16 protein-coding genes are annotated in these 19,065 nt (G+C 45.3%); 13 read left to right on the top strand and 3 right to left on the bottom strand.

The features are described 5' to 3' along the window. The first annotated feature begins 244 nt into the window (after nucleotides 1-244). The 3 genes from EGI32_RS04875 to EGI32_RS04865 all read left to right on the top strand — a co-directional run bounded on the left by EGI32_RS04875 (nucleotide 245) and on the right by EGI32_RS04865 (nucleotide 2,229). Complete coding sequence (locus EGI32_RS04875; RefSeq protein ID WP_255154253.1) at nucleotides 245-928, top strand: helix-turn-helix transcriptional regulator; 684 nt, start codon at nucleotides 245-247, stop codon at nucleotides 926-928. A 19-nt stretch (nucleotides 929-947) separates the two neighbouring features. Continuing rightward, nucleotides 948-1,514, top strand: a complete 567-nt coding sequence (locus tag EGI32_RS04870) for a hypothetical protein (RefSeq protein ID WP_255154252.1) — start codon at nucleotides 948-950, stop codon at nucleotides 1,512-1,514. A 283-nt stretch (nucleotides 1,515-1,797) separates the two neighbouring features. Continuing rightward, on the top strand, nucleotides 1,798-2,229 hold the full coding sequence (locus EGI32_RS04865; protein WP_255154251.1) for a DUF6597 domain-containing transcriptional factor: 432 nt from the start codon (nucleotides 1,798-1,800) through the stop codon (nucleotides 2,227-2,229). A 101-nt stretch (nucleotides 2,230-2,330) separates the two neighbouring features. On the opposite strand, the gene EGI32_RS04860 is transcribed toward EGI32_RS04865, so the two are convergent. Continuing rightward, nucleotides 2,331-2,864, bottom strand: coding sequence for a hypothetical protein (locus EGI32_RS04860; RefSeq protein WP_255154250.1), 534 nt, complete (start codon nucleotides 2,862-2,864; stop codon nucleotides 2,331-2,333). A gap of 315 nt (nucleotides 2,865-3,179) precedes the next feature. Between EGI32_RS04860 and EGI32_RS04855 the strand changes: the two genes are divergently transcribed. Next, nucleotides 3,180-4,541 (top strand): OmpA family protein, encoded by a 1,362-nt coding sequence (locus EGI32_RS04855; protein WP_255154249.1) that lies wholly within the window; start codon nucleotides 3,180-3,182, stop codon nucleotides 4,539-4,541. A gap of 246 nt (nucleotides 4,542-4,787) precedes the next feature. Then, nucleotides 4,788-5,474 carry a hypothetical protein gene (locus EGI32_RS04850; RefSeq protein ID WP_255154248.1) on the top strand — a complete coding sequence of 229 codons (687 nt, stop codon included), beginning with the start codon at nucleotides 4,788-4,790 and terminating at the stop codon, nucleotides 5,472-5,474. 16 nt (nucleotides 5,475-5,490) lie between these two features. On the opposite strand, the gene EGI32_RS04845 is transcribed toward EGI32_RS04850, so the two are convergent. Beyond that, nucleotides 5,491-6,396: a hypothetical protein gene (locus tag EGI32_RS04845; protein ID WP_255154247.1), complete on the bottom strand. Its 906-nt coding sequence runs from the start codon at nucleotides 6,394-6,396 to the stop codon at nucleotides 5,491-5,493. A 99-nt stretch (nucleotides 6,397-6,495) separates the two neighbouring features. Between EGI32_RS04845 and EGI32_RS04840 the strand changes: the two genes are divergently transcribed. The 5 genes from EGI32_RS04840 (at nucleotide 6,496) to EGI32_RS04820 (ending at nucleotide 12,482) form a co-directional block, all read left to right on the top strand. Next, complete coding sequence (locus EGI32_RS04840) at nucleotides 6,496-6,957, top strand: universal stress protein (RefSeq protein ID WP_255154246.1); 462 nt, start codon at nucleotides 6,496-6,498, stop codon at nucleotides 6,955-6,957. Between the two features lie 52 nt (nucleotides 6,958-7,009). Next, nucleotides 7,010-8,818, top strand: a complete 1,809-nt coding sequence (locus tag EGI32_RS04835) for a DUF885 family protein (RefSeq protein WP_255154245.1) — start codon at nucleotides 7,010-7,012, stop codon at nucleotides 8,816-8,818. A 154-nt stretch (nucleotides 8,819-8,972) separates the two neighbouring features. Then, on the top strand, nucleotides 8,973-9,458 hold the full coding sequence (locus tag EGI32_RS04830; RefSeq protein ID WP_255154244.1) for a glucosaminidase domain-containing protein: 486 nt from the start codon (nucleotides 8,973-8,975) through the stop codon (nucleotides 9,456-9,458). Between the two features lie 21 nt (nucleotides 9,459-9,479). Then, on the top strand, nucleotides 9,480-10,826 hold the full coding sequence (locus EGI32_RS04825; protein WP_255154243.1) for a hypothetical protein: 1,347 nt from the start codon (nucleotides 9,480-9,482) through the stop codon (nucleotides 10,824-10,826). A gap of 15 nt (nucleotides 10,827-10,841) precedes the next feature. Then, on the top strand, nucleotides 10,842-12,482 hold the full coding sequence (locus EGI32_RS04820; RefSeq protein ID WP_255154242.1) for an MBOAT family protein: 1,641 nt from the start codon (nucleotides 10,842-10,844) through the stop codon (nucleotides 12,480-12,482). A 103-nt stretch (nucleotides 12,483-12,585) separates the two neighbouring features. Here the strand turns inward: EGI32_RS04820 and EGI32_RS04815 are convergent, their stop codons facing one another. Next, nucleotides 12,586-13,809, bottom strand: coding sequence for a GDSL-type esterase/lipase family protein (locus EGI32_RS04815; protein WP_255154241.1), 1,224 nt, complete (start codon nucleotides 13,807-13,809; stop codon nucleotides 12,586-12,588). Nucleotides 13,810-14,030: 221 nt separating this feature from the next. Here EGI32_RS04815 and EGI32_RS04810 point away from each other — a divergent pair, with 221 nt between their 5' ends. From EGI32_RS04810 to EGI32_RS04800, 3 genes are all read left to right on the top strand, one after another. After that, nucleotides 14,031-14,606 (top strand): RNA polymerase sigma factor, encoded by a 576-nt coding sequence (locus EGI32_RS04810; protein ID WP_255154240.1) that lies wholly within the window; start codon nucleotides 14,031-14,033, stop codon nucleotides 14,604-14,606. After that, entirely contained in the window at nucleotides 14,606-15,898 is a 1,293-nt protein-coding gene (locus tag EGI32_RS04805; protein WP_255154239.1) for an energy transducer TonB, read from the top strand. Before EGI32_RS04810 ends, EGI32_RS04805 begins: the two co-directional genes overlap by 1 nt. A gap of 164 nt (nucleotides 15,899-16,062) precedes the next feature. After that, nucleotides 16,063-19,065, top strand: a 3,003-nt coding sequence (locus EGI32_RS04800; RefSeq protein WP_255154238.1) for a hypothetical protein, incomplete at its 3' end; no start/stop codon positions are given.

Raw genomic sequence — 19,065 nt, 5'->3', positions numbered from 1 at the left:
GGGAAAATCTTTTCCTTAAGCTGAAGGCAGGCTGTACACGATTTTTTGTACACGAAAAATCGTGCACAACTTTCGTGTACAGATTTTTAAAATAAAAAACTTGTACACGATTTCCTGTACACTGTTTTTCGTGTACAGGAAATCGTGTACAGAATAGTTAAATTATGAAACATAAATTTTGCCCGACTTAGGCGGTATCTGTATATTCGTACTATACCCCATCCGTTCATCAAAACCCTGTCCAATGCTCACTATCATGGAATTACGCGAAAAATATGGAATTTCCCTCAGCGAAATGGCCGAATACCTGGGAGTATCCAAAAGTACAGCTGCTAAAGCGGAAAGAATGGAACGCCCGCTTACCATACTACCCGAGGCGAAGCTTCTGGAATTTAAGACGGCAGCGTATATTCAAATGGAGGCTCCTGATGAGATGCGTCAGAAAAACGCTGCTAAAACATATATTGACGCGATCACAGAGCTGCAATTAAGGCTGAATCAATTGCCGGGAAGGATACAACTGATGAAAAAAAAACTGCTCAAGGCTCAGAATGCTTATCCCGCTAAACTCCGGTTCCTTGAACTAACGGATCACCTGGCTCAATTTTCAAAAGGCAATAGTCGGGATAATATTAAAGACCAGGTGTGGCTGCATAAAATGAGCGAATCGGCAGCGCAAAAATTAAAAGAATGCGATCTGGCCGCTCAACTGGAGATACGCAGGCAAATAGGGTTGATGGAAGCTGAAAAAACAGTGATTGAAAACCTTATACAGGAAACCAATGAACAGTTATTAGCCATCACACCGGCCGCTGAAGTGGTCGGCATACTGGAGGAACAGTCATTGCTGAATAAATCGTTCTTACTGGGGAAAGAAAAACAGCAGGCGAAAATTGATTCTTTTAAGACGGATAATAGCACAGAATAACGACTAAAACCTTCCTGATTTGATAATAACCGAAACGCCATCAACCACCGTCATCCGTGATCACATGTATCCCGGAGAAAAATTGCTTTGGGCCGGGCAACCGAAAAGAGGGATCGTTTTTGAACTGTCGGATATTTATAATACGATCTTTTCTCTGGCTATGTTGGTTTTCATAGGTTTTGTAATAAAATTGTTGTTGAAGATCTCTGTCTTTCTGGCTTTGTCTGTGGGCGGTTTCTTTTTTTTAGCCATAGCGACAATAGGCATCGGAAGATTTTTCATCGAGGCGGAATTGAGGAAACATACTTTTTACGGCTTAACTGATAAAAGGATCATCCTCGTATCCCGGATGCATCCAAAAATAATCAGCTCCATTGACCTTATCCCTGGCTTGAAAGTTGGTTTTCTGCCACGAATGGATGGTACATCTACCATTGATCTTAATCCGGACGAACAGGTAAGACACAAAGGTAGATGGTACCTGAATAGGAATGGTTCGACGTCATTATTCAGGCTGGAGCAAGGAAATCTTGTACACCAGCAGATACAGACGATATTAAAAAACGGAAGCCACAATATGAATTAGATATTCATGCATTGGAAAACGGCCTGTTTTTGATTCATGAACGAATTTTTTCTGTGTAATCCGGAAAGTATATCGACCAGGCTACAAAGCCTTTCGCATACAGGTCCCTCAGAGGATGTCTGAACGGATTTTATACCGATAATAACACCGGACAAAATTGGGAATTAACAACATATGAATTAGAATCTTCCGCTTGATCCTTTCGGAAATCTGACGACGCAAATATATACCGGCTTACTTCTCAAAATATAAATGATCTCGGTTAACCAAATACCTTTGCCAGATGCCCGACAGTTTCTATTGCCAATTCATCCCTCCTGCCCCACTCCTGGCGGATTTTGTAGAAAGCATCGGCATGTTACACAATCCTACGGATGAAGTAAAAGAAGTAGTAGTGGTACCCGATGGAAGGGTCGACCTTTTTTTCTTGCGCACTGGTTCGGGAAAATTCCAGGTGATGCTGATCGGGCTGGAAACTGCTCCCGAACAACGAATGGTCCCGCCGAATACCCTGGCTTACGTGATCAGTTTTAAACCGCTGGCTGTGGAATACATTTTACAGACTTCCATTGCGGAATTGCTCAATACTGCCAAAGACCTTCCCGACGATTTCTGGGGTTTTAATGCCGCAGCTAAAGAATCACCCGAGAATGGGAAAAGGATGCATGCAAAAGATGCATTGAAAGATATGCTGGATTTTTTTGGAAGCCATTAAATAAATAAACTGTCAGCATGCACCTGTAGAGGGCGGAATTAAATGAACAAGCCTCCGGAAGGTTCAGGCCGACAGTTTACTTATATTGTGCATGTACCGGATTATTGCGTTTTCACCGTCACTTTATAAGTTCCCGCATCGGTAGATTCTACCCACAACAATGCTCTTTTGCCATTTTGCAACTGCAGCAAAAAACAATGGTATTTTACACCAGCAGCCACCTCGTCGGTAACAGAACCGAAATGCACGAATGAATTATTGGTGATATGTGTTGTCATTCTCTGCAGATCCTGGCTGGTATTGCATTTCTGAAAAAGGTCTTTATCAAAGCCAAGTCCTGCTATGCCTGTGGTTGTTCCCGCAACATCTGCCGGGATCTTATCATCTTTACCACTCAGGTTATACCACTCAAGGATATCCCTGTTGCCATTGGGCGTAACTACAAGGCCGACATCGATAGATGATTTATTGGCTGTTGCTTCTGAAGCGCTGAATGATTTTTTCTGCGAAACGCTGAGGTAACTGTTGGCACCGGCTTTCGGCTGCAATGTAACAGAAAACGTTTCCAGTTTTTGAGCAGTGCCCGATATGGCAAATGCCAGGGAAATAAATAAAGCGAAAATTGTTTTTAACATGAAGGGTAAATTTTATGGATGTATCAATTGTTTGTGATCAGCAGCAAAAGTATAGTTCGCATATCTGTAGTACTGCATACAATTGACATAAGGCGCTTTCCGCACAACCTACGGTATCCCACCTTTTTTCTTATTAACAATTTCAAAAAAAATCTGCATCTGAAAACTCTTTGTAACAAGCTTCAAATCAGCTGTTGACGGGCATTTCAATCGGGTATCTGCAAATTCATTCCTGGCCAGGATAATTTTTTACCGCTTGTTTAACAACTTCGGCACATCCATTGTAATAGATGTATTGAACATTAAACAACATGTATGAAAAAACACCTATTATTTTTTGCAATACTGATCCTATGCATTGCCGGTAACACTTACGCTCAGACTGCCGACCGCTACACCATCTCAGGCGGTGTACTTGGGGCAGCCAACTATTCTAAATTCCGTTTGAAGGATGATATTCCCGGAACTGATATGAAATTCAAATGGGGATATGCCCCCGGTGTGTGGGTAAATTTCCCGATGGGAAATACTATCTCACTCGAGTTACAGGCACAATATTCCCGTATAGGCTCTAAAGCCGAAACAGGCAATATTACCAGCCTCGACCAGGAACTCACCTACATTTCGGTACCCCTGTTCTTCAAATTGCATGCGGGCAAATATTTTGCATTCGCGTTGGGCGGACAGGCTGACTTCCTTACAAAAGCAACCGACAAGACTTCGCCGGTTGATGTAAACAACAAAGATTTTTTTGAGAAGACATCTCTTGGTGTATTAGGTGGAGTAGAATTCATTCCACGTGGCCGGGTGAGCATTTATGCCAAATATGTGCATGGTCTCAAAAGACTTGCTGATGACGCCAATGCGAATCCAGCCGCTTACAACCAACAGATACAGGCCGGTTTGAAATTCAAATTGTTTGGCAAACGCATTCCAGGCACTCCTCCTCCACCTCCGCCACCGGTGATCACCGATCGTGATGGTGATGGTGTATTGGATGCGGATGATAAATGCCCGGATGTAGCTGGTACAGCTGCTTTGCAGGGATGCCCGGATCGCGATGGCGATGGAATTGCTGATGCAGAAGATAAATGTCCCGACCAGGCAGGTGTAGCCAAATACCAGGGTTGCCCGATCCCGGATACCGATGGTGATGGCATCAATGATGAAGAAGACAAATGCCCTACCGTTAAAGGTGTAGCCCGCTACCAGGGTTGTCCGATCCCGGATACCGATGGTGATGGTGTGAACGATGAAGAAGATAAATGCCCTTCCCGCTCCGGCCCGGCAAGCAACCAGGGTTGCCCGGTGATTGCGAAAGAAGTGATTGAAAAAGTAAACTTCGCTGCCAAGAATGTATTCTTTGCAACCGGTAGCTACAAGCTTCTTGCTAAATCCAACAGATCTTTGGATGCAGTAGTTGACCTGTTGAAATCTGATGCTTCATTGATGATCGATATCGATGGCCATACGGATTCCCAGGGATCTGATGAAAGCAACCAGGTATTGTCAGACAATCGTGCAGGTGCGGTGAAAAATTACCTCGTATCAAAAGGTATCGACCCCAGCCGTTTGAAATCTACCGGTTACGGTGAAACGAAACCTGTAGCTGATAACGCAAGCGCCGCAGGACGTGCGAAGAACCGCAGAACAGAAATGGTAGTAAGGAATTTTTAAGAATATAATTACAAACACAATGAAGCACCCCGGCCGCAAGGTTCGGGGTGTTTTGTAATATTAACATGGCGGTTCATTGACAAGGAGCTATCTTTCATACAACTGCTCCATTGTCTGCAGGCAGGGAGTTTTTTTTTTCAAAAGCAAGATCAGGTGCCTGCAGATCTGCAGAAAAAAAACAGCGAAAATCTACGGACGAATTCTATTACAAAAAATTATTACCTTCAATATTCCTTAGTTTTCCAAATGAAACAATTCATCACTTTACTTCTTATCGTTGCATTTTGTGTAAACACGAATGGGCAAACCATCTCACGCGTAACAATCGGCTCCAGAGGTGAGCTGGAGAAGATCAGCTTCGGACTGGACGAGTTTGTTACCGTCAATGTTTCCAAAGACGGGAATATCATCGAATGGGGCATCGACCGTTACCTTGGCCGTATGGAAAATTACCAGGATAAACTGGAGCCTTACAACGGGCGTGTTGAATATTACGGAGACAATGACAATGAAGCTTTCCGCGGGAAAATAAAATCTATCGGTCGTACTTATTTCACTTATTACGCATCGTTCGATTATGAACTGGTGAGGGGAAAATTGAAATCGATCGGTACGCTCAATATGGATTATTACCAGGCTTACGAAAATGAAGCATACAAAGGCAACCTCAAAAACATCGGACCATCCACGCTCACCTGGTATGGTTCGTCGGAAAACGCCGGGCTTAAAGGCAAATTGCGCTCGTTTGGAAATACGGCACTCAATTATTACGCTTCTTTTGAAGATAAAGCCTACCAGGGAAAGATCAGGTCCATCGGCCAGAATAATTTCACGTACTACTCTTCACTCGACAGGATTGAATATCGGGGTGCTTTGAAAACCGGTTCCATGCTGGTCTTCTCCAATGGAATTAAATTTTATTGTAAAAATTAATTTCATCGCGTAATTCTTAATTCGTAATTGACTTGTATTCGAATACCAGCACCGCATTCTCTTCCAGGCTGGCGCTTGATCTTAGCTCATAGCGTTTATCCCCCGCCGTTATAACCACCAGTGCCGTATTGGGCGGAATGCCACCGAGATTTTCTGCAAACAGGGTGATCTCATGGATGGTGACTTTTTCATCAAGATGGATGTTGAGTTCTACCGCTTTTTCCGACAACCGCTGATGACTTACCAATAATTTCCCATTGTAAAAGATGGAAATAGTATCGTTGTCCACCACCCCGTTGTCGTATAGTTTAAGATTGATCTGGTTGGTATTGATCACCAGCCTGCTTTGCGTGGTTTGTTTGCGTACAGTCATCAGCTTCGAAATCGTAGCCGAATCCGGCGCCGGAATAGCTTCGCTCTTTTGGGGAACAATAATGAGAGTATCAACTACAGGCGGGGCTTTCTTCACTTTTTTTTCTTTGGGAAAACAAGGGCGCATCCAGCGATGTATATCCGTATACTTACTTTTTTTAAGGAGATAAGTGGAAATGATGCCCACCCCCAGCAATTTCGCCATGAAATTTTTGGGACCGGCTTTTACCCAGAGTGTATCATCAGTGAGCCCCATCTGCATGGTGATGCGCATGAACGTATGCCCGCCTACATTTTCCAGGAAACTTTCGCCTGTGATGGTCCATTTCATTTTATCCTTATCGTAAGACCCGCTGAAAATGGCCCGGCAATGATTATTGGTATTAGCCAGCAGGTAATCGTAGGTGTAGCCACAAAGTACGCTGTCTTTCTGTTCGATGTTTACCTGCAGGAATTCGTCATCCATGATGCCTTCCCATACGCCGGTGATATTCTGGGCATAGGAACCGGCAGGAAAGAAAAAAAGAAGGAGGATGATGTAATGGCGCATGACTATAAATTTAATATAAATACCCGAATTAAACCCCGGAGGGTTTGGCCTTTAAATTTTAACTGGCATTTTTATTGATTCAATAATTAAAACAACAATATGAAAAAAGTACTGATAGCACTGGATTATGATCCATCTGCAGAAAAAATAGCGGCCATTGGTCATTCCATCGCTAAAAGCCAGGGTGCGAAAGTGATACTGCTGCATGTTGTGGCAGATGCGGCCTATTATTCCGACATGGCGTATTCGCCGATCATGGGTTTCAACGGGTTTATTTATCCGGGTATCGATGAAATGCTCGTGAAAGACCTGCTGCAGGAATCGCATAATTTCCTGGAGCGCTCTAAAGAACATCTCGGTGATGACCAGATAGGGATATTAGTGAAGGAAGGCGATTTTGTGACTTCCATCCTGGATACTGCAAAAGAAGAAGCGGTTGACCTGCTGGTGATCGGAACGCATAGCCGGCGAGGGCTCGATCGTTTATTGAATGGCAGCATCGCCGAAAAGATCCTTCAACAGTCTGATATTCCGCTACTCATCATCCCGAATAAAGAATAAGAAAAGCACAGGAGAAAAGTGTTAATCTATATCTTCGTCAAAATAATGGCGTATGAAACGGTTAACTCTTTTCTCCTTTCTCTTCCTCTCATTAACCGCCTGCAACCAGTCGAAAAATCAGGACACGCAAAATCCTGCGCCCGATACGGCTTTTGCTTCCATGCTGAAAAATTATTACGACGAACGCATGGCGCTGTATCCGCTGGAAGCTACGATGAACGGTGATACACGTTTCAACAACCAGCTACCTGCTGATTTCACCGACAGCTACCGGGCAAAACTCAAAGATTTTTTTACCCGTTACGGGGCTGCCCTGAAAAAATTCGACCGCTCGAAACTCAACGACAACGACGCCAAAAGCTACGACATATTCGATTATGAAATGCAGACATCCCTCGAAGGATTGACCATGCATTTCATGGGAAGCAGCATGCTCAATGATAACAGTTATATGCCATTCGACCAGTTTTACGGCCTCACACTTTCGATGGGACAAATGGGCAGCGGTACAGGCAATCAACCTTTCAAGACAGTAAAAGATTATGACGACTGGGTGCAAAGGGCTTCGGCTTTTACTGCCTGGGCAGACAGTGCGATCGTTTATTTAAAAAAAGGAATGGCCGCTGATTACACCCTGCCAAAAGCGCTGGTGGTAAAAATGATCCCGCAAATGGAGGCGATGGTGTTTACTGATCCTGCAAAAAGTATTTTTTACGAACCACTGCGACTGATGCCGGCTTCTTTTTCGGCAGAGGATAAAACCAGGCTTACGGCTTCTTTCACCGATCTGATCAATAATAAACTTGTACCGGCTTATAAAAAGCTGGGTGCATTCCTCAAAAATGAATATCTGCCCGTCGCAAGAACCAGCACAGGCGTAAATGCCCTGCCCGGTGGTGATGCTTACTATAAATACCTGGTGAAATACTGGACAACTACGGATAAAACTCCGGAAGATATCTACCAGACCGGCCTGGCCGAAGTGAAACGCATCCGTGAGGAAATGGAAAATATCAAAACGCAGGTGAAATTCAATGGCGACCTGAAGGCGTTTTTTGAATTCATGCGAACCGACAAACAATTCATGCCGTATAAAACCGCCGGTGAAATACTGGATGCTTTCAGGAAGATACAGGCTACGATTGACCCCCACCTTAAAAAAATGTTTTCGCTGACACCTGCCACAAAATTTGAGATACGCCAGACAGAAGCATTCCGGGCGGCCAGCGCCAGCGCTGAATATTACCCGGGTTTACCCGACAACAGCAGGCCGGGCATTTTTTATATCCCGATCATCGACCCCACAAAATTCAACATCACCAGCGGTATGGAAAGCCTTTTCCTGCACGAAGCCATCCCGGGGCATCATTACCAGGTAAGTATCCAATCGGAAAACAAACAATTGCCCGACTTCCGCAAATTCATATGGTACGGGGCTTACGGTGAGGGATATGCGCTGTATTGCGAAAGCCTGGGAAAAGAACTGGGATTGTACACCAACCCTTACCAGCACATGGGCGCACTCGGCGATGAGATCCATCGTGCGATCCGCCTTGTGGTAGATGTAGCGATGCACACCGGCAAAATGACCCGCGAAGAAGCCATTAAATATATGATGGATAACGAAGCGATCAGCGAAGACGGCGCTACAGCTGAAATTGAACGTTACATGGCGATTCCCGGGCAGGCATTGAGTTACAAGACAGGAGCTTTAAAAATAAAAGAACTGAGGGAGAAATATTCTTCCCTGCCTGGATTCACGCTTTCAGCTTTTCACACAGAATACCTGAAAGACGGATGTATGCCTTTGCAGATCATAGAACAATCAATGGATAAATGGGCAAAAACACTGAAGAAATAAAGAATTAAAGGGATACTTAATGGAATGTTTGTTAAAAAAACACTCTTTTTAGGGTTACCATTTGGAATCCCGGAAATTAAATACATAAATTGGGAAACCCCGGAGGTTTTGAAAACCTCCGGGGTTTGTAGAATGTTAACCCTAAATCCTCACTATGCCTTTTTCCCTGAAGAAAAAATTACCACAACTTTTCGCCTGTATCCTTCTTTTGTGCTTTTGTTCATTTAGTTTTGTTGCACAAAGCCAATCGGCCTATATCAAAAAGTATAAACCTTTGGCGACCGAACTTTCAGCAGAATTTGGGATACCCGCGTCCGTTATATTAGGCGTGGCGATCGTGGAGTCCTCTTCGGGTACGAGCCGTAATACGAGGCTGCTCAACAATCATTTTGGGATCGTAGGAAGAAATACGGTACACAAAACGAAAGGGATCAAAACGAGGTATAAACAATATGCCACGCCGGAAGCATCGTTCAGGGATTTTTGCAGGGTCATTTCCCGGAAAAAATTCTACCCTAAACTGAAGGGAAATCCGAAATATTTGCTGTGGCTCGATGCCATCAGTAAAACAGGATACTCGGAAGCACCGGCCGTTTGGAAAAAAAGGATCGCCGGTGTAATACAGAAAAACAAATTGTAGTAGACAGATAGAACATTTTAAATGAACAGTAATTTCCGGGTAAGGAACTTCGTGCTAATCTCAGTCGCCCTTTACCTCGTCCTATCGCTGATAGCGGGTTATTTCAACTGGCCAGACCTCAGGAGGGTGAACCTTGTAGCCAATGTATTTACATCCGGAAACCCAGATTCCACGGGCATTGCAGCTACTTCAGATACTACGGCCCCCATTGTTATACAAAAGATCGCTTCCAAAGATTTCAATTTATACAAACGGGCGAACCTCATCACCAGTTTCAACAGTGATACGACAAAGCCTTCCCTTTATTCATTCGTTCAAAAATTGCATGAGCTGAAATCAGGCAAAAAGAGAAAGATCCGCATTGGTTATTTTGGTGACAGCATGATCGAAGGCGACCTGTTATCGCAGACTTTACGAAAACTGATGCAGGGCGAATTCGGCGGAGCTGGTGTAGGGTTTGTTCCTGTAAGCACACCCAATGCAGGCTCCAGGGCTACAGTGATCCATACTTTTTCAAATGGCTGGGAGGATGAAAATTTTAAGGAAAACTCAAGAAAAGACAATCTCTACTTATCAGGCCATACTTTTCACGGCAACGATGACTGGTTCAGGGTGAAAGATCAGACAGTGAAGGATTCTTCTGCCATCATCGAAAAAAGCCTTCTGTGCGGCACATCCGGCAATGCAGTGACGGTAATGGTGGATGGCACTTCGCAAACGATACATCCCGTAGGTATATTCAACCGCATCCCACTCAGGAACGATGTGAGCACTGCTATAAAAATCGCGATCAATGATGAATCCCTGCCGGTGTATGGTGTAAGTTTTGAATCGGCTTCCGGCATCATCGTGGATAATTTTACTTTCCGCGGTATCACCGGCGTGGAATACAATAAGATCGATAGCAACTTTTTGAAAGCCGTTGCCGAAGGCAATCCCTACGATCTGATCATTTTTCAATATGGCGTCAATCTCATGTTCAGGCCAAACGACATGAATTTTAACTGGTATGCGAAGATCGCTTTACCGGCCATCAAAAAGCTGAAAGCTGCTTTTCCGCAGGCTGATTTTTTAATGACAAGCACTGCAGACCGTGCATTCAATTATGGTGGGGAATATAAATCTGCGGTGGGCATCGATACCCTCATAAAAGTACAGGCTTCGCTGGCGTATGAAACCGGTAGTATCTTTTACAATCATTTTGAAACGATGGGCGGCCATGATGCGATCGTGCGATGGGCAGCCGCTACCCCATCGCTGGCCAATAAAGATTATGTACATCCAAATGCCCGCGGGGCGGATATCCTGGGGCACTATCTTTTTGAAGCCATCATGAAAGATTATCATAAATTGAACCATACAAAATAAAGCGGTAACCGAACAATGCCTACATTCGACCTTCCAGCATTTTTAAAAGAGTTTTTGTACGACCCCAAAAATCCATTGTTGTTCAACAACGGTTTTTTCGTATTCTTTTTTGCCGCTTTCATTTTCCTGTATTATGCGTTCAGGAATAATATCAGGACGAGGCGGTATATTTTTTGCGCCTTCTCCCTTTACTTTTTTTATAAAGCCAGCGGGTTGTTTGTGGGGCTGGTGATCGTTTCCGCTATCGTAGACTTTTTTCTGTCCAACGCCATCTACCGTCAGCGTAACAAGGGAAAACGTACAGCCCTGTTGGTATTGAGCGTGCTCTTCAACCTGGGCATGCTGTTTTACTTCAAGTATACCAACTTTTTCATTGCGGTAAGCAACGAAATGTTTCATGCTACATTCAACCCGATGAATATCCTGTTGCCTGTAGGTATTTCGTTTTATACATTTGAAAACCTCAGCTACACGATCGATGTTTACCGAGATGAATTGAAACCCGCTACCAAATTCAGCGATTATTTGCTTTTCCTTTCTTTTTTTCCAAAGCTGGTGATGGGGCCGATCGTGCGGGCGCATGATTTTTTGCCGCAGATCAACGAGCCGTATAAGATCACTGAAACGGATTTTGCCAAAGGTTTTTTTCTGATCATTTCGGGTATGTTTAAAAAGCTGGTGATATCGGATTATCTCACGCTGAATTATGTGAATTATATTTTTGATGATCCGGGGCGTTATACCGGCCTCGAAAATCTTTTTGCCGTGTATTGTTATGCGGCGGTGATCTATTGCGATTTCAGTGGTTACAGTGATGTGGCATTAGGTATTGCACGATGGCTGGGATTTAATATCCCGGTGAATTTTTTGTCGCCATACCAGAGTAAAAATATCACCGAATTCTGGCGCCGCTGGCATATTTCGCTATCTTCCTGGCTGAGGGATTACCTGTATATCCCTATCGGCGGTAACAGGAAGGGAAGTGTTGCCACCTATCTTTTCTCGGCGCTTTTTTTCGTTGGGGTATTCTTCAGCAGCCGTTACCTCTTTTCACTTTCTTATATCATTTCCGGGGCCATCACGTTTGGAATGTTGGTATTATTCCTGCTTCCTGCTTTGATCAAAAAAGACAAAGCCGGTATCCCTGCCGGCATGAACCTACTGACCACTATGCTGCTCGGAGGCTTCTGGCACGGGGCCAGCTGGAATTTCATCATCTGGGGCGCCTTGCATGGTATAGCACTTACCGTGCATAAAATATGGATGCTGCTCACCGGCAAAGCATTGGCAAAAGTGAACAACCGCTGGTGGTACAATGCCATCGCCATCATCATCACGTTTCATTTCGTGTGCTTTTGCTGGATATTCTTCAAAGCCAGCGACCTGCACGCGGGCATGGTGATGATCAAACAGATCTTGTACGATTTCAAACCGTCGGTGTGGAATGCGTTCTTCAATAATTATAAACCTGTGCTGGGCATGTTACTGTTGGCAGGGCTGCTGCACGCCATTCCGGATAGCCTGGCAGACAGGGTGATCGGGCGGTTCAAAAGGGTTCCGCTCATCGCTTACATCGTCATTTTCTTCGCCTTCGTAGTAGTGTATGGATATTTCAAATCGGCAGAACAGGTGTTGCCGATATATCTCCAGTTTTGATTACACGAATTTTTCGAATTACACGGATTACACGAATTAGCGAAAAAAATGATTACATAACACTTCGCTAATTCATGCAACTCGCGAAAATTCGTGTAATCCCTTATTGCTTCAAATAATAATCGTTGTAACTTCTCAGCAACACTTCCAGCAACAACGCCCCCTGCAACTGGTATCCATCTTTTGTAAAATGGACCTTGTCGGCTGCCATCAGGCCCTTCCTTATCCAGTTTCGCGAAGCAGAATACCCCAGCGTCACGCGGTACATGTCCCAAAGGGGAATGTTCTGGCGGGATGTATAACTATATAAAAAATCGTTGAGCTGTTGTAACACTTTATTCGGCCGGCCGGCTTTATACGAATCAACAGGCGTGGTGATCAACACCGCTGCATTGGGCGAAACGGTTTTTAACTTACGGATAAACGTTTCCACCGAATTGCTGAATGCCGCTTCATCGAAGATGGCTCCTTGCGCTTCATTGGTGCCGAGTGAAATGATGTACAGATCAGCCTGCAGGGCGGGCAATTGTTTCCAGAAAAGCGGTGTGATATTATATTGATCGTATCGTGCACCGTTGACACCAATGCTGCTGTAGAGCACACCCGACAGATCGGTTTCGGCCACAGCGCCGTAAAAAGCCTGGTTCTGGCCGGTAGACAATGAACTCAGGGTAAAATCTGTTTCAGGTTTTTGCAGGAGCACATCATGAAAGCCGGGAATACTGTCGGAAGGCTGACTTTTGAGTTGCATCACATTGCTGCTATCGGTGCGCAGCAGCCAGCTGGAGCCGCTGTCGGTAAATATTTTCAGATGTTTGAAAAACTGCACCTGGCCTGCGGAATTATTTTCGAAGCGAATGGTGAAGCTGGCACCGGGGCGATCGCTTTCCATACAAAAACCTGAAACTCCACATTGGTAACGGATATCCTGCCGGGCCAGCCGATTGGAATGCCAGAAAGTATTGCCGGTACTTTTTATATCCGGAGGAGCGTTTGTGCGGGCTACCTGGTACGCGAAAACCAATCCCCGTCCGGCATTGCCGAAAGCATCCTGCAGGCCGTTTCGCACTACTGCGGAAATGTAATCAGCCTGGATATGTGAATCGCCGATGTGCACCACCCGTACAATCCCCTGCTTTTCTTTTTGCAACAATAAAAGCTTTTGATAAAACGGATCAAGTCCGTTTCCATATATCCTGCTGGCGGAATAATTGAGCGCCGGGATATTTTTTCCTGCCGGCAAAGCCGGAACCCTTACCTGCTGCGCACTACTTTGTAAAGAATAAAATGACGTGGCCAGTGACAACAGGACTATTTTTCGATTCATGCACCAGGTTTGATTCTGCCGAAAGATAAGAAATTTGACAGGAGTGGGATTTTCGAGGGGATTTTTTAACAGCCGGGAAGTGTAAAATTTAACTGAGAAGTGATTCCGTTGAGGATGCTGGATGTGGGATGATGGTAATCTCAAATGGATGCGTTTTGTCTGGTCTGGTAAATATGTCACCCTATTTACCACCAAATAATTTTTTAAAGTAACTTACATCGTTGACTTTCATTAAAAACATATCGAATACCGGAACTGACGAGGATCTCGTGGCGCTGTATAAAGCAGAGGGTGATATGCAGGTGCTGGCGGATCTGTATCAGCGGTATATGGATCTGATCTATGGTGTTTGTCTGAAATACATGAAGGATCCGGAAGAATCGAAGGATTGTGTACTGAACATTTTTGAGGAACTCGTGGTAAAGCTGAAGAAATACCCGGTAGACCATTTCAAAGCCTGGCTGTACCAGCTTTCGAAGAATCATTGCCTGATGAAACTGCGGAAGATAAAAAATTTACCACGCCATATCGATTCCGACCTTGTGCATTTGGAGGAAACCGTGCATCTGAACGCTGTGATGGAAAAAGAACATCATTTCAGCATCATGGAAGACTGCATCAGCAAGCTGGTAAAAGAACAGCGGGAAGTGATCGAATTGTTTTACCTGAAAGAAAAATGTTATAAAGAAATAGCCGGCACCACCGGCCTTGACCCAAATAAAGTAAGAAGTTTCATACAAAACGGAAGGCGCAACCTGAAGATCTGTATGGATAAAACAATGGCAGCACAGGCATAATGGCAAACGGGCATCAACATATCAATTATACCGCGGCGGATTTCGAACGTTATTACAATGGTTCGATGCCCGAAGCGGAAATGTATGCGCTGGAAAAAGCGGCGCTGGAAGATCCGTTCCTGGCGGATGCGCTGGAAGGATATGCGTTTACCGCTACCCCATTGCAGGATATTGAAGAATTGACAGCGCAGGTTCCACCGGCGAAGGAAGAAGACAAAAAAGCGGTGGTGGTAGGATTCAACACCGCATGGCTGAGGATCGCTGCCGTATTGGTACTTGTACTTGGCATAGGCTACTTACTTTTAAAAACAGACCGTAAAGACGAACCTGCCCCCACACTGGCTTCTACCGATACAAAAGCTGTAATTTCTCCCGCAGATAATAAATACAAAAATATACAAACAGATACTTCGTCTGTAGCAACAATCATTAAAGGTAATGGTACAACCGCCACGGAAAAACGTACATTGCCTTCTTCCAACGCAACGATGCAACCTGTGAATGGAGCATTCAAACAATTGGCTCCCGCAGCCGTTCCGGCTGTGGATTACGCGTACACGATAACGCCGGCCCCGACCGAAGACGCAAAAACCAAACAGGAAGAAAAAGAAGTCAGCCTTGCGCAGGCGAAAGTAGCTTCTGACCTGGTAAAAAAAATGTACCAGAAGCCTGGACAAAAATATTTCCTCGAAGGAAAAGTGACCGATGATGATGGAACCCCTGTTCCATTCGCAACGGTGAGCGGCACCAACAATGCAGTGACGGTGACTGATGCCAATGGAAATTTCAGCCTGCAGGCAAACGACAGCCTGTTGCTGGCTAACATTTCAGCTACAGGGTATGCGGCAGTAAATCAAAATTTCAACCTGAACAATCAGCAGAGTATCACCCTTAAGAAAGAAAATAATAACCTGTCGGAAGTGGTGGTTACCGGTCTTGGTACGGAACGCCAGAAGAAAGATCTCGGTTATGCCACACAAAAAGTTTCCGCTGATGAGGTTTCAAAAGGATTACAGGGAAAAGTCAGTGGATTGAACATTCAGCCGGTAGATGGAATGTCGAGGTACGACCAGTATATTGACAGTGCCCGCCAGCGGTCTCAGTTAACCAAAGCGCCTAAAGGTGAAGTGACGCTTTCTTTCAAGGTCAATAAAAAAGGCGAACCGATTGCTATCAAGGTGCAAAAATCGCTGGCACCTGCGCAGGACGAAGAAGCTATCCGTTTACTGAAACAAGGGCCGAAATGGCAATATTCCCATGGCCGCAGGGCTTCCAAAAGCTTCAATTTCTAGATTTTACAGGCCTGAAACCCGGCCTCGCTTCTTTTTAATTGATGATTGTCAAAACTCTACCGCAAACATTGTCCGTTTGGCCGGGCATTCTTGCTTCCTATGTTTTTTTTGTTTAATATTACCGCTGAATTTTACCTTAACTAATTCCCACTGCAAGTTGGTTTATGAGAAGATTTTTACATCGTCTTATCGTCATTGCTATATATATGTGTTTGTACACAGGTGTGCAGGCGCAAAGTTGTGTACCTACCAATCTCAATCATACCGTAAGGACGCTTCCGTGTAATGTGAATTGCACCAACCTGAGTTTCCAGGTACCTAATCTTAAGACTACCGATGATTATGTAGTAAATACTATTCCATATGCTCCTTATCCGTTTGTACTTGCCACCGGTGCTACGGAAGACCCTGCTTTATATAACGACGATGAATTCAGCGACCTCTTTTCGCTACCCTTTCCATTTTGTTTTTACGATTCCACGTACAACAGTGCAGTGATAGGTTCGAATGGTTTGATCACATTCCAGGCTGCCAATGCAAACTCTTTTTGCGGATACGATATTACCCAGACAATTCCCAGGGCATTAGGAAATATAGGGAGTACGCCGCATTACCCGAAAGCTTCTATCATGGGAGTATTTACAGATATCGATCCAAGGTTGGCGAATACCTGGGGGGTAAATAGCCCTCCGGAACGGAAGATACAATGGTGGGTGGAAGGTACTGCGCCTTGCAGGAAATTTGTAGTTAGTTATTATCATATTGGTACGTATTACAACAGCTCAATACCTATTTGCCCGATTATTCCGGCAAACCTGAATACTTTCCAGATGGTCATGTATGAATCTACAGGCTTGATTGATGTATTTATTGAAAATAAAAACTGCCTCCCATACGGTAACCCTGATGCTATATTAGGTATACAAAATTTCCAAAGAAACAAGGGCGTTGCCGCACCGGGCAAAAATGCTACACAATGGACTGCCCAAAATGAAGGCTACCGATTTACCCCAAGTGGTACAACTCCACTTTTTGTAAATTCACAGTTGCTGGATATGTCGGGAAACGTTTTGCAAACCGCTACCACTTCAGTGAGCACACCAGGCCTGCTCGACCTCAATTTTACGAACATCTGCCCTGCGGCAAACTCACAGCAATATGTTGTGAAAACAGTTTACAACTCCTGCCCGTCCGGCACGCAGATGATCAGCCTGGATACAGTCACGGTCAATAAAACGACTTTCCCGACCAGTGCCAGTTCTACCCCGGCGGGATGTACTCCCACCGGTACCATTACAGTTACTGCCGGTGGTGTGGCACCTTACACATTTCTATTAGATGGTGTCACGACCAATACCACCGGGATCTTCACAGGTGTTGCCGCAGGCAATCACAGCATACTTGTAACAGATAATGCCAATTGTACCAGCATCGCTACCGTTACTGTTGCTGGAAGTTCAGCCATCACTGCTAATGCCACGCCTACAGCCGCCAGTTGTCCCGGAGTGAATAATGGAGGAATAGTGGTAACATCTAACGGAACGGCCCCCGTCACTTTTATATTAGATGGCGTCACCACCAACACTACCGGCATCTTCAACGGCGTTGCTGCCGGGCTGCATACCATCACATACAGCGACGCAAATAGCTGTTCGGGTATCACGACTGCTACTGTAGGAGTTGGTGCGGCAATTTCGGGGAACGCTACTCCTGTTGCTACGTCGTGTAACAATGCACATGATGGCACCATTACGGTTACGAGTACGGGAGCAACTCCTGTAACATATGTATTAGATGGTGTTACCTCCAATACAACGGGCATCTTCTCAGGCGTTGCCGCAGGGCCTCATAACATAACTTTCACCGATAACAACGGATGCCCGGGATCCGTGAGTACTGTAGTAACCGCAGGGCCAGCCCTTACGGGTACCGCCACCCCGACAGCTACCTCTTGCAATAATTCAACTAACGGAAGTATCACAATGGCTTCCAATGGCATAGTGCCTGTTACATATGTATTAGATGGAGGAACAACTAATACGACCGGAATATTTACAAATGTAAGTTCCGGTGCCCACACCGTCACATTTACGGATTCCAGGGGATGTACAGGAACAGCCACCACAACAGTAGTTGCGGGCCCGGCGTTGACCGCCAATGGCAACCCGGTAGCGGCATCTTGTCCGGGTGTAAATAATGGGTCGTGGACGATCACCACCAACGGTGTTACACCAATAACATTTGTGATAGACGGTGGGACGACAAACAGCACGGGCATTTTCACCAGTCTGGCCCCGGGATCGCATACCATCACATTTACGGATTCCAGGGGATGTACGGGAACGATCACGCATACGGTTGGGGTTGGCGCAGCTATCACAGGTACCGCCACTCCCACAGCAACTGCTTGTCCGGGCATAAATAATGGTACAATCACTGTAACCTCTACCGGTGCGGCGCCAGTTACCTATATACTGGATGGTGGAACAAGTAATACAACGGGCATCTTCACCGGCGTGGCCGCGGGAGCCCATACCGTTACATTTACAGATAACAATGGCTGTACAGGCGCTGCATCCGCCACAGTAACATCAGGCGCCGCCATAACAGGAACCGCTACCCCGACAGCCACTTCGTGTAACAATGCAACAGACGGAACGATCACCGCTACTTCTAACGGAGTTACTCCGGTAACATATGTACTGGATGGCGGAACAAGTAATACAACGGGCATCTTCACCGGCGTGGCTGCAGGGCCACATACGATCACGTTTACCGCCGCCAATGGCTGTACAGGTACTGCTACCGCAACGGTTACTGCCGGCCCGGCGCTCACCGCCACCGGAAACCCTACTATGGCTTCCTGTCCGGGTATCAACAATGCTTCCTGGACGGTTACATCCAACGGTGTTGCACCGGTGACCTATATCCTGGACGGGGGAACAACGAATACTACCGGTGTATTTACCAATATTTCAGCCGGTTCGCATACTATCAATATTACAGATTTCAGGGGATGTACAGGTACGATCACCAGGACAGTAACTTCAGGCGCCGCCATAACAGGAACCGCTACCCCGACAGGCACTTCGTGTAACAATGCTACTGACGGAACGATCACCGCTACTTCTAACGGAGCTACTCCGGTAACATATGTACTGGATGGC

The sequence above is a fragment of the Ferruginibacter sp. HRS2-29 genome (assembly GCF_024343615.1).
In the GTDB taxonomy this organism is placed as follows: Bacteria; Bacteroidota; Bacteroidia; order Chitinophagales; family Chitinophagaceae; genus Ferruginibacter.
The sequence above is the reverse complement of the archived record's forward strand: the minus strand, read 5'-3'. Positions and strand labels throughout refer to the sequence as shown.

Coding starts and splice junctions, on each gene's coding strand:
- EGI32_RS04855 (WP_255154249.1), top strand. CDS start 3,180: ATGAAAAAACACCTATTATTTTTTGCAATACTGATCCTATGCATTGCC.
- EGI32_RS04805 (WP_255154239.1), top strand. CDS start 14,606: ATGGCAAACGGGCATCAACATATCAATTATACCGCGGCGGATTTCGAA.
- EGI32_RS04815 (WP_255154241.1), bottom strand. CDS start 13,809: ATGAATCGAAAAATAGTCCTGTTGTCACTGGCCACGTCATTTTATTCT.
- EGI32_RS04825 (WP_255154243.1), top strand. CDS start 9,480: ATGAACAGTAATTTCCGGGTAAGGAACTTCGTGCTAATCTCAGTCGCC.
- EGI32_RS04865 (WP_255154251.1), top strand. CDS start 1,798: ATGCCCGACAGTTTCTATTGCCAATTCATCCCTCCTGCCCCACTCCTG.
- EGI32_RS04830 (WP_255154244.1), top strand. CDS start 8,973: ATGCCTTTTTCCCTGAAGAAAAAATTACCACAACTTTTCGCCTGTATC.
- EGI32_RS04875 (WP_255154253.1), top strand. CDS start 245: ATGCTCACTATCATGGAATTACGCGAAAAATATGGAATTTCCCTCAGC.
- EGI32_RS04845 (WP_255154247.1), bottom strand. CDS start 6,396: ATGCGCCATTACATCATCCTCCTTCTTTTTTTCTTTCCTGCCGGTTCC.
- EGI32_RS04835 (WP_255154245.1), top strand. CDS start 7,010: ATGAAACGGTTAACTCTTTTCTCCTTTCTCTTCCTCTCATTAACCGCC.
- EGI32_RS04850 (WP_255154248.1), top strand. CDS start 4,788: ATGAAACAATTCATCACTTTACTTCTTATCGTTGCATTTTGTGTAAAC.
- EGI32_RS04840 (WP_255154246.1), top strand. CDS start 6,496: ATGAAAAAAGTACTGATAGCACTGGATTATGATCCATCTGCAGAAAAA.
- EGI32_RS04860 (WP_255154250.1), bottom strand. CDS start 2,864: ATGTTAAAAACAATTTTCGCTTTATTTATTTCCCTGGCATTTGCCATA.
- EGI32_RS04820 (WP_255154242.1), top strand. CDS start 10,842: ATGCCTACATTCGACCTTCCAGCATTTTTAAAAGAGTTTTTGTACGAC.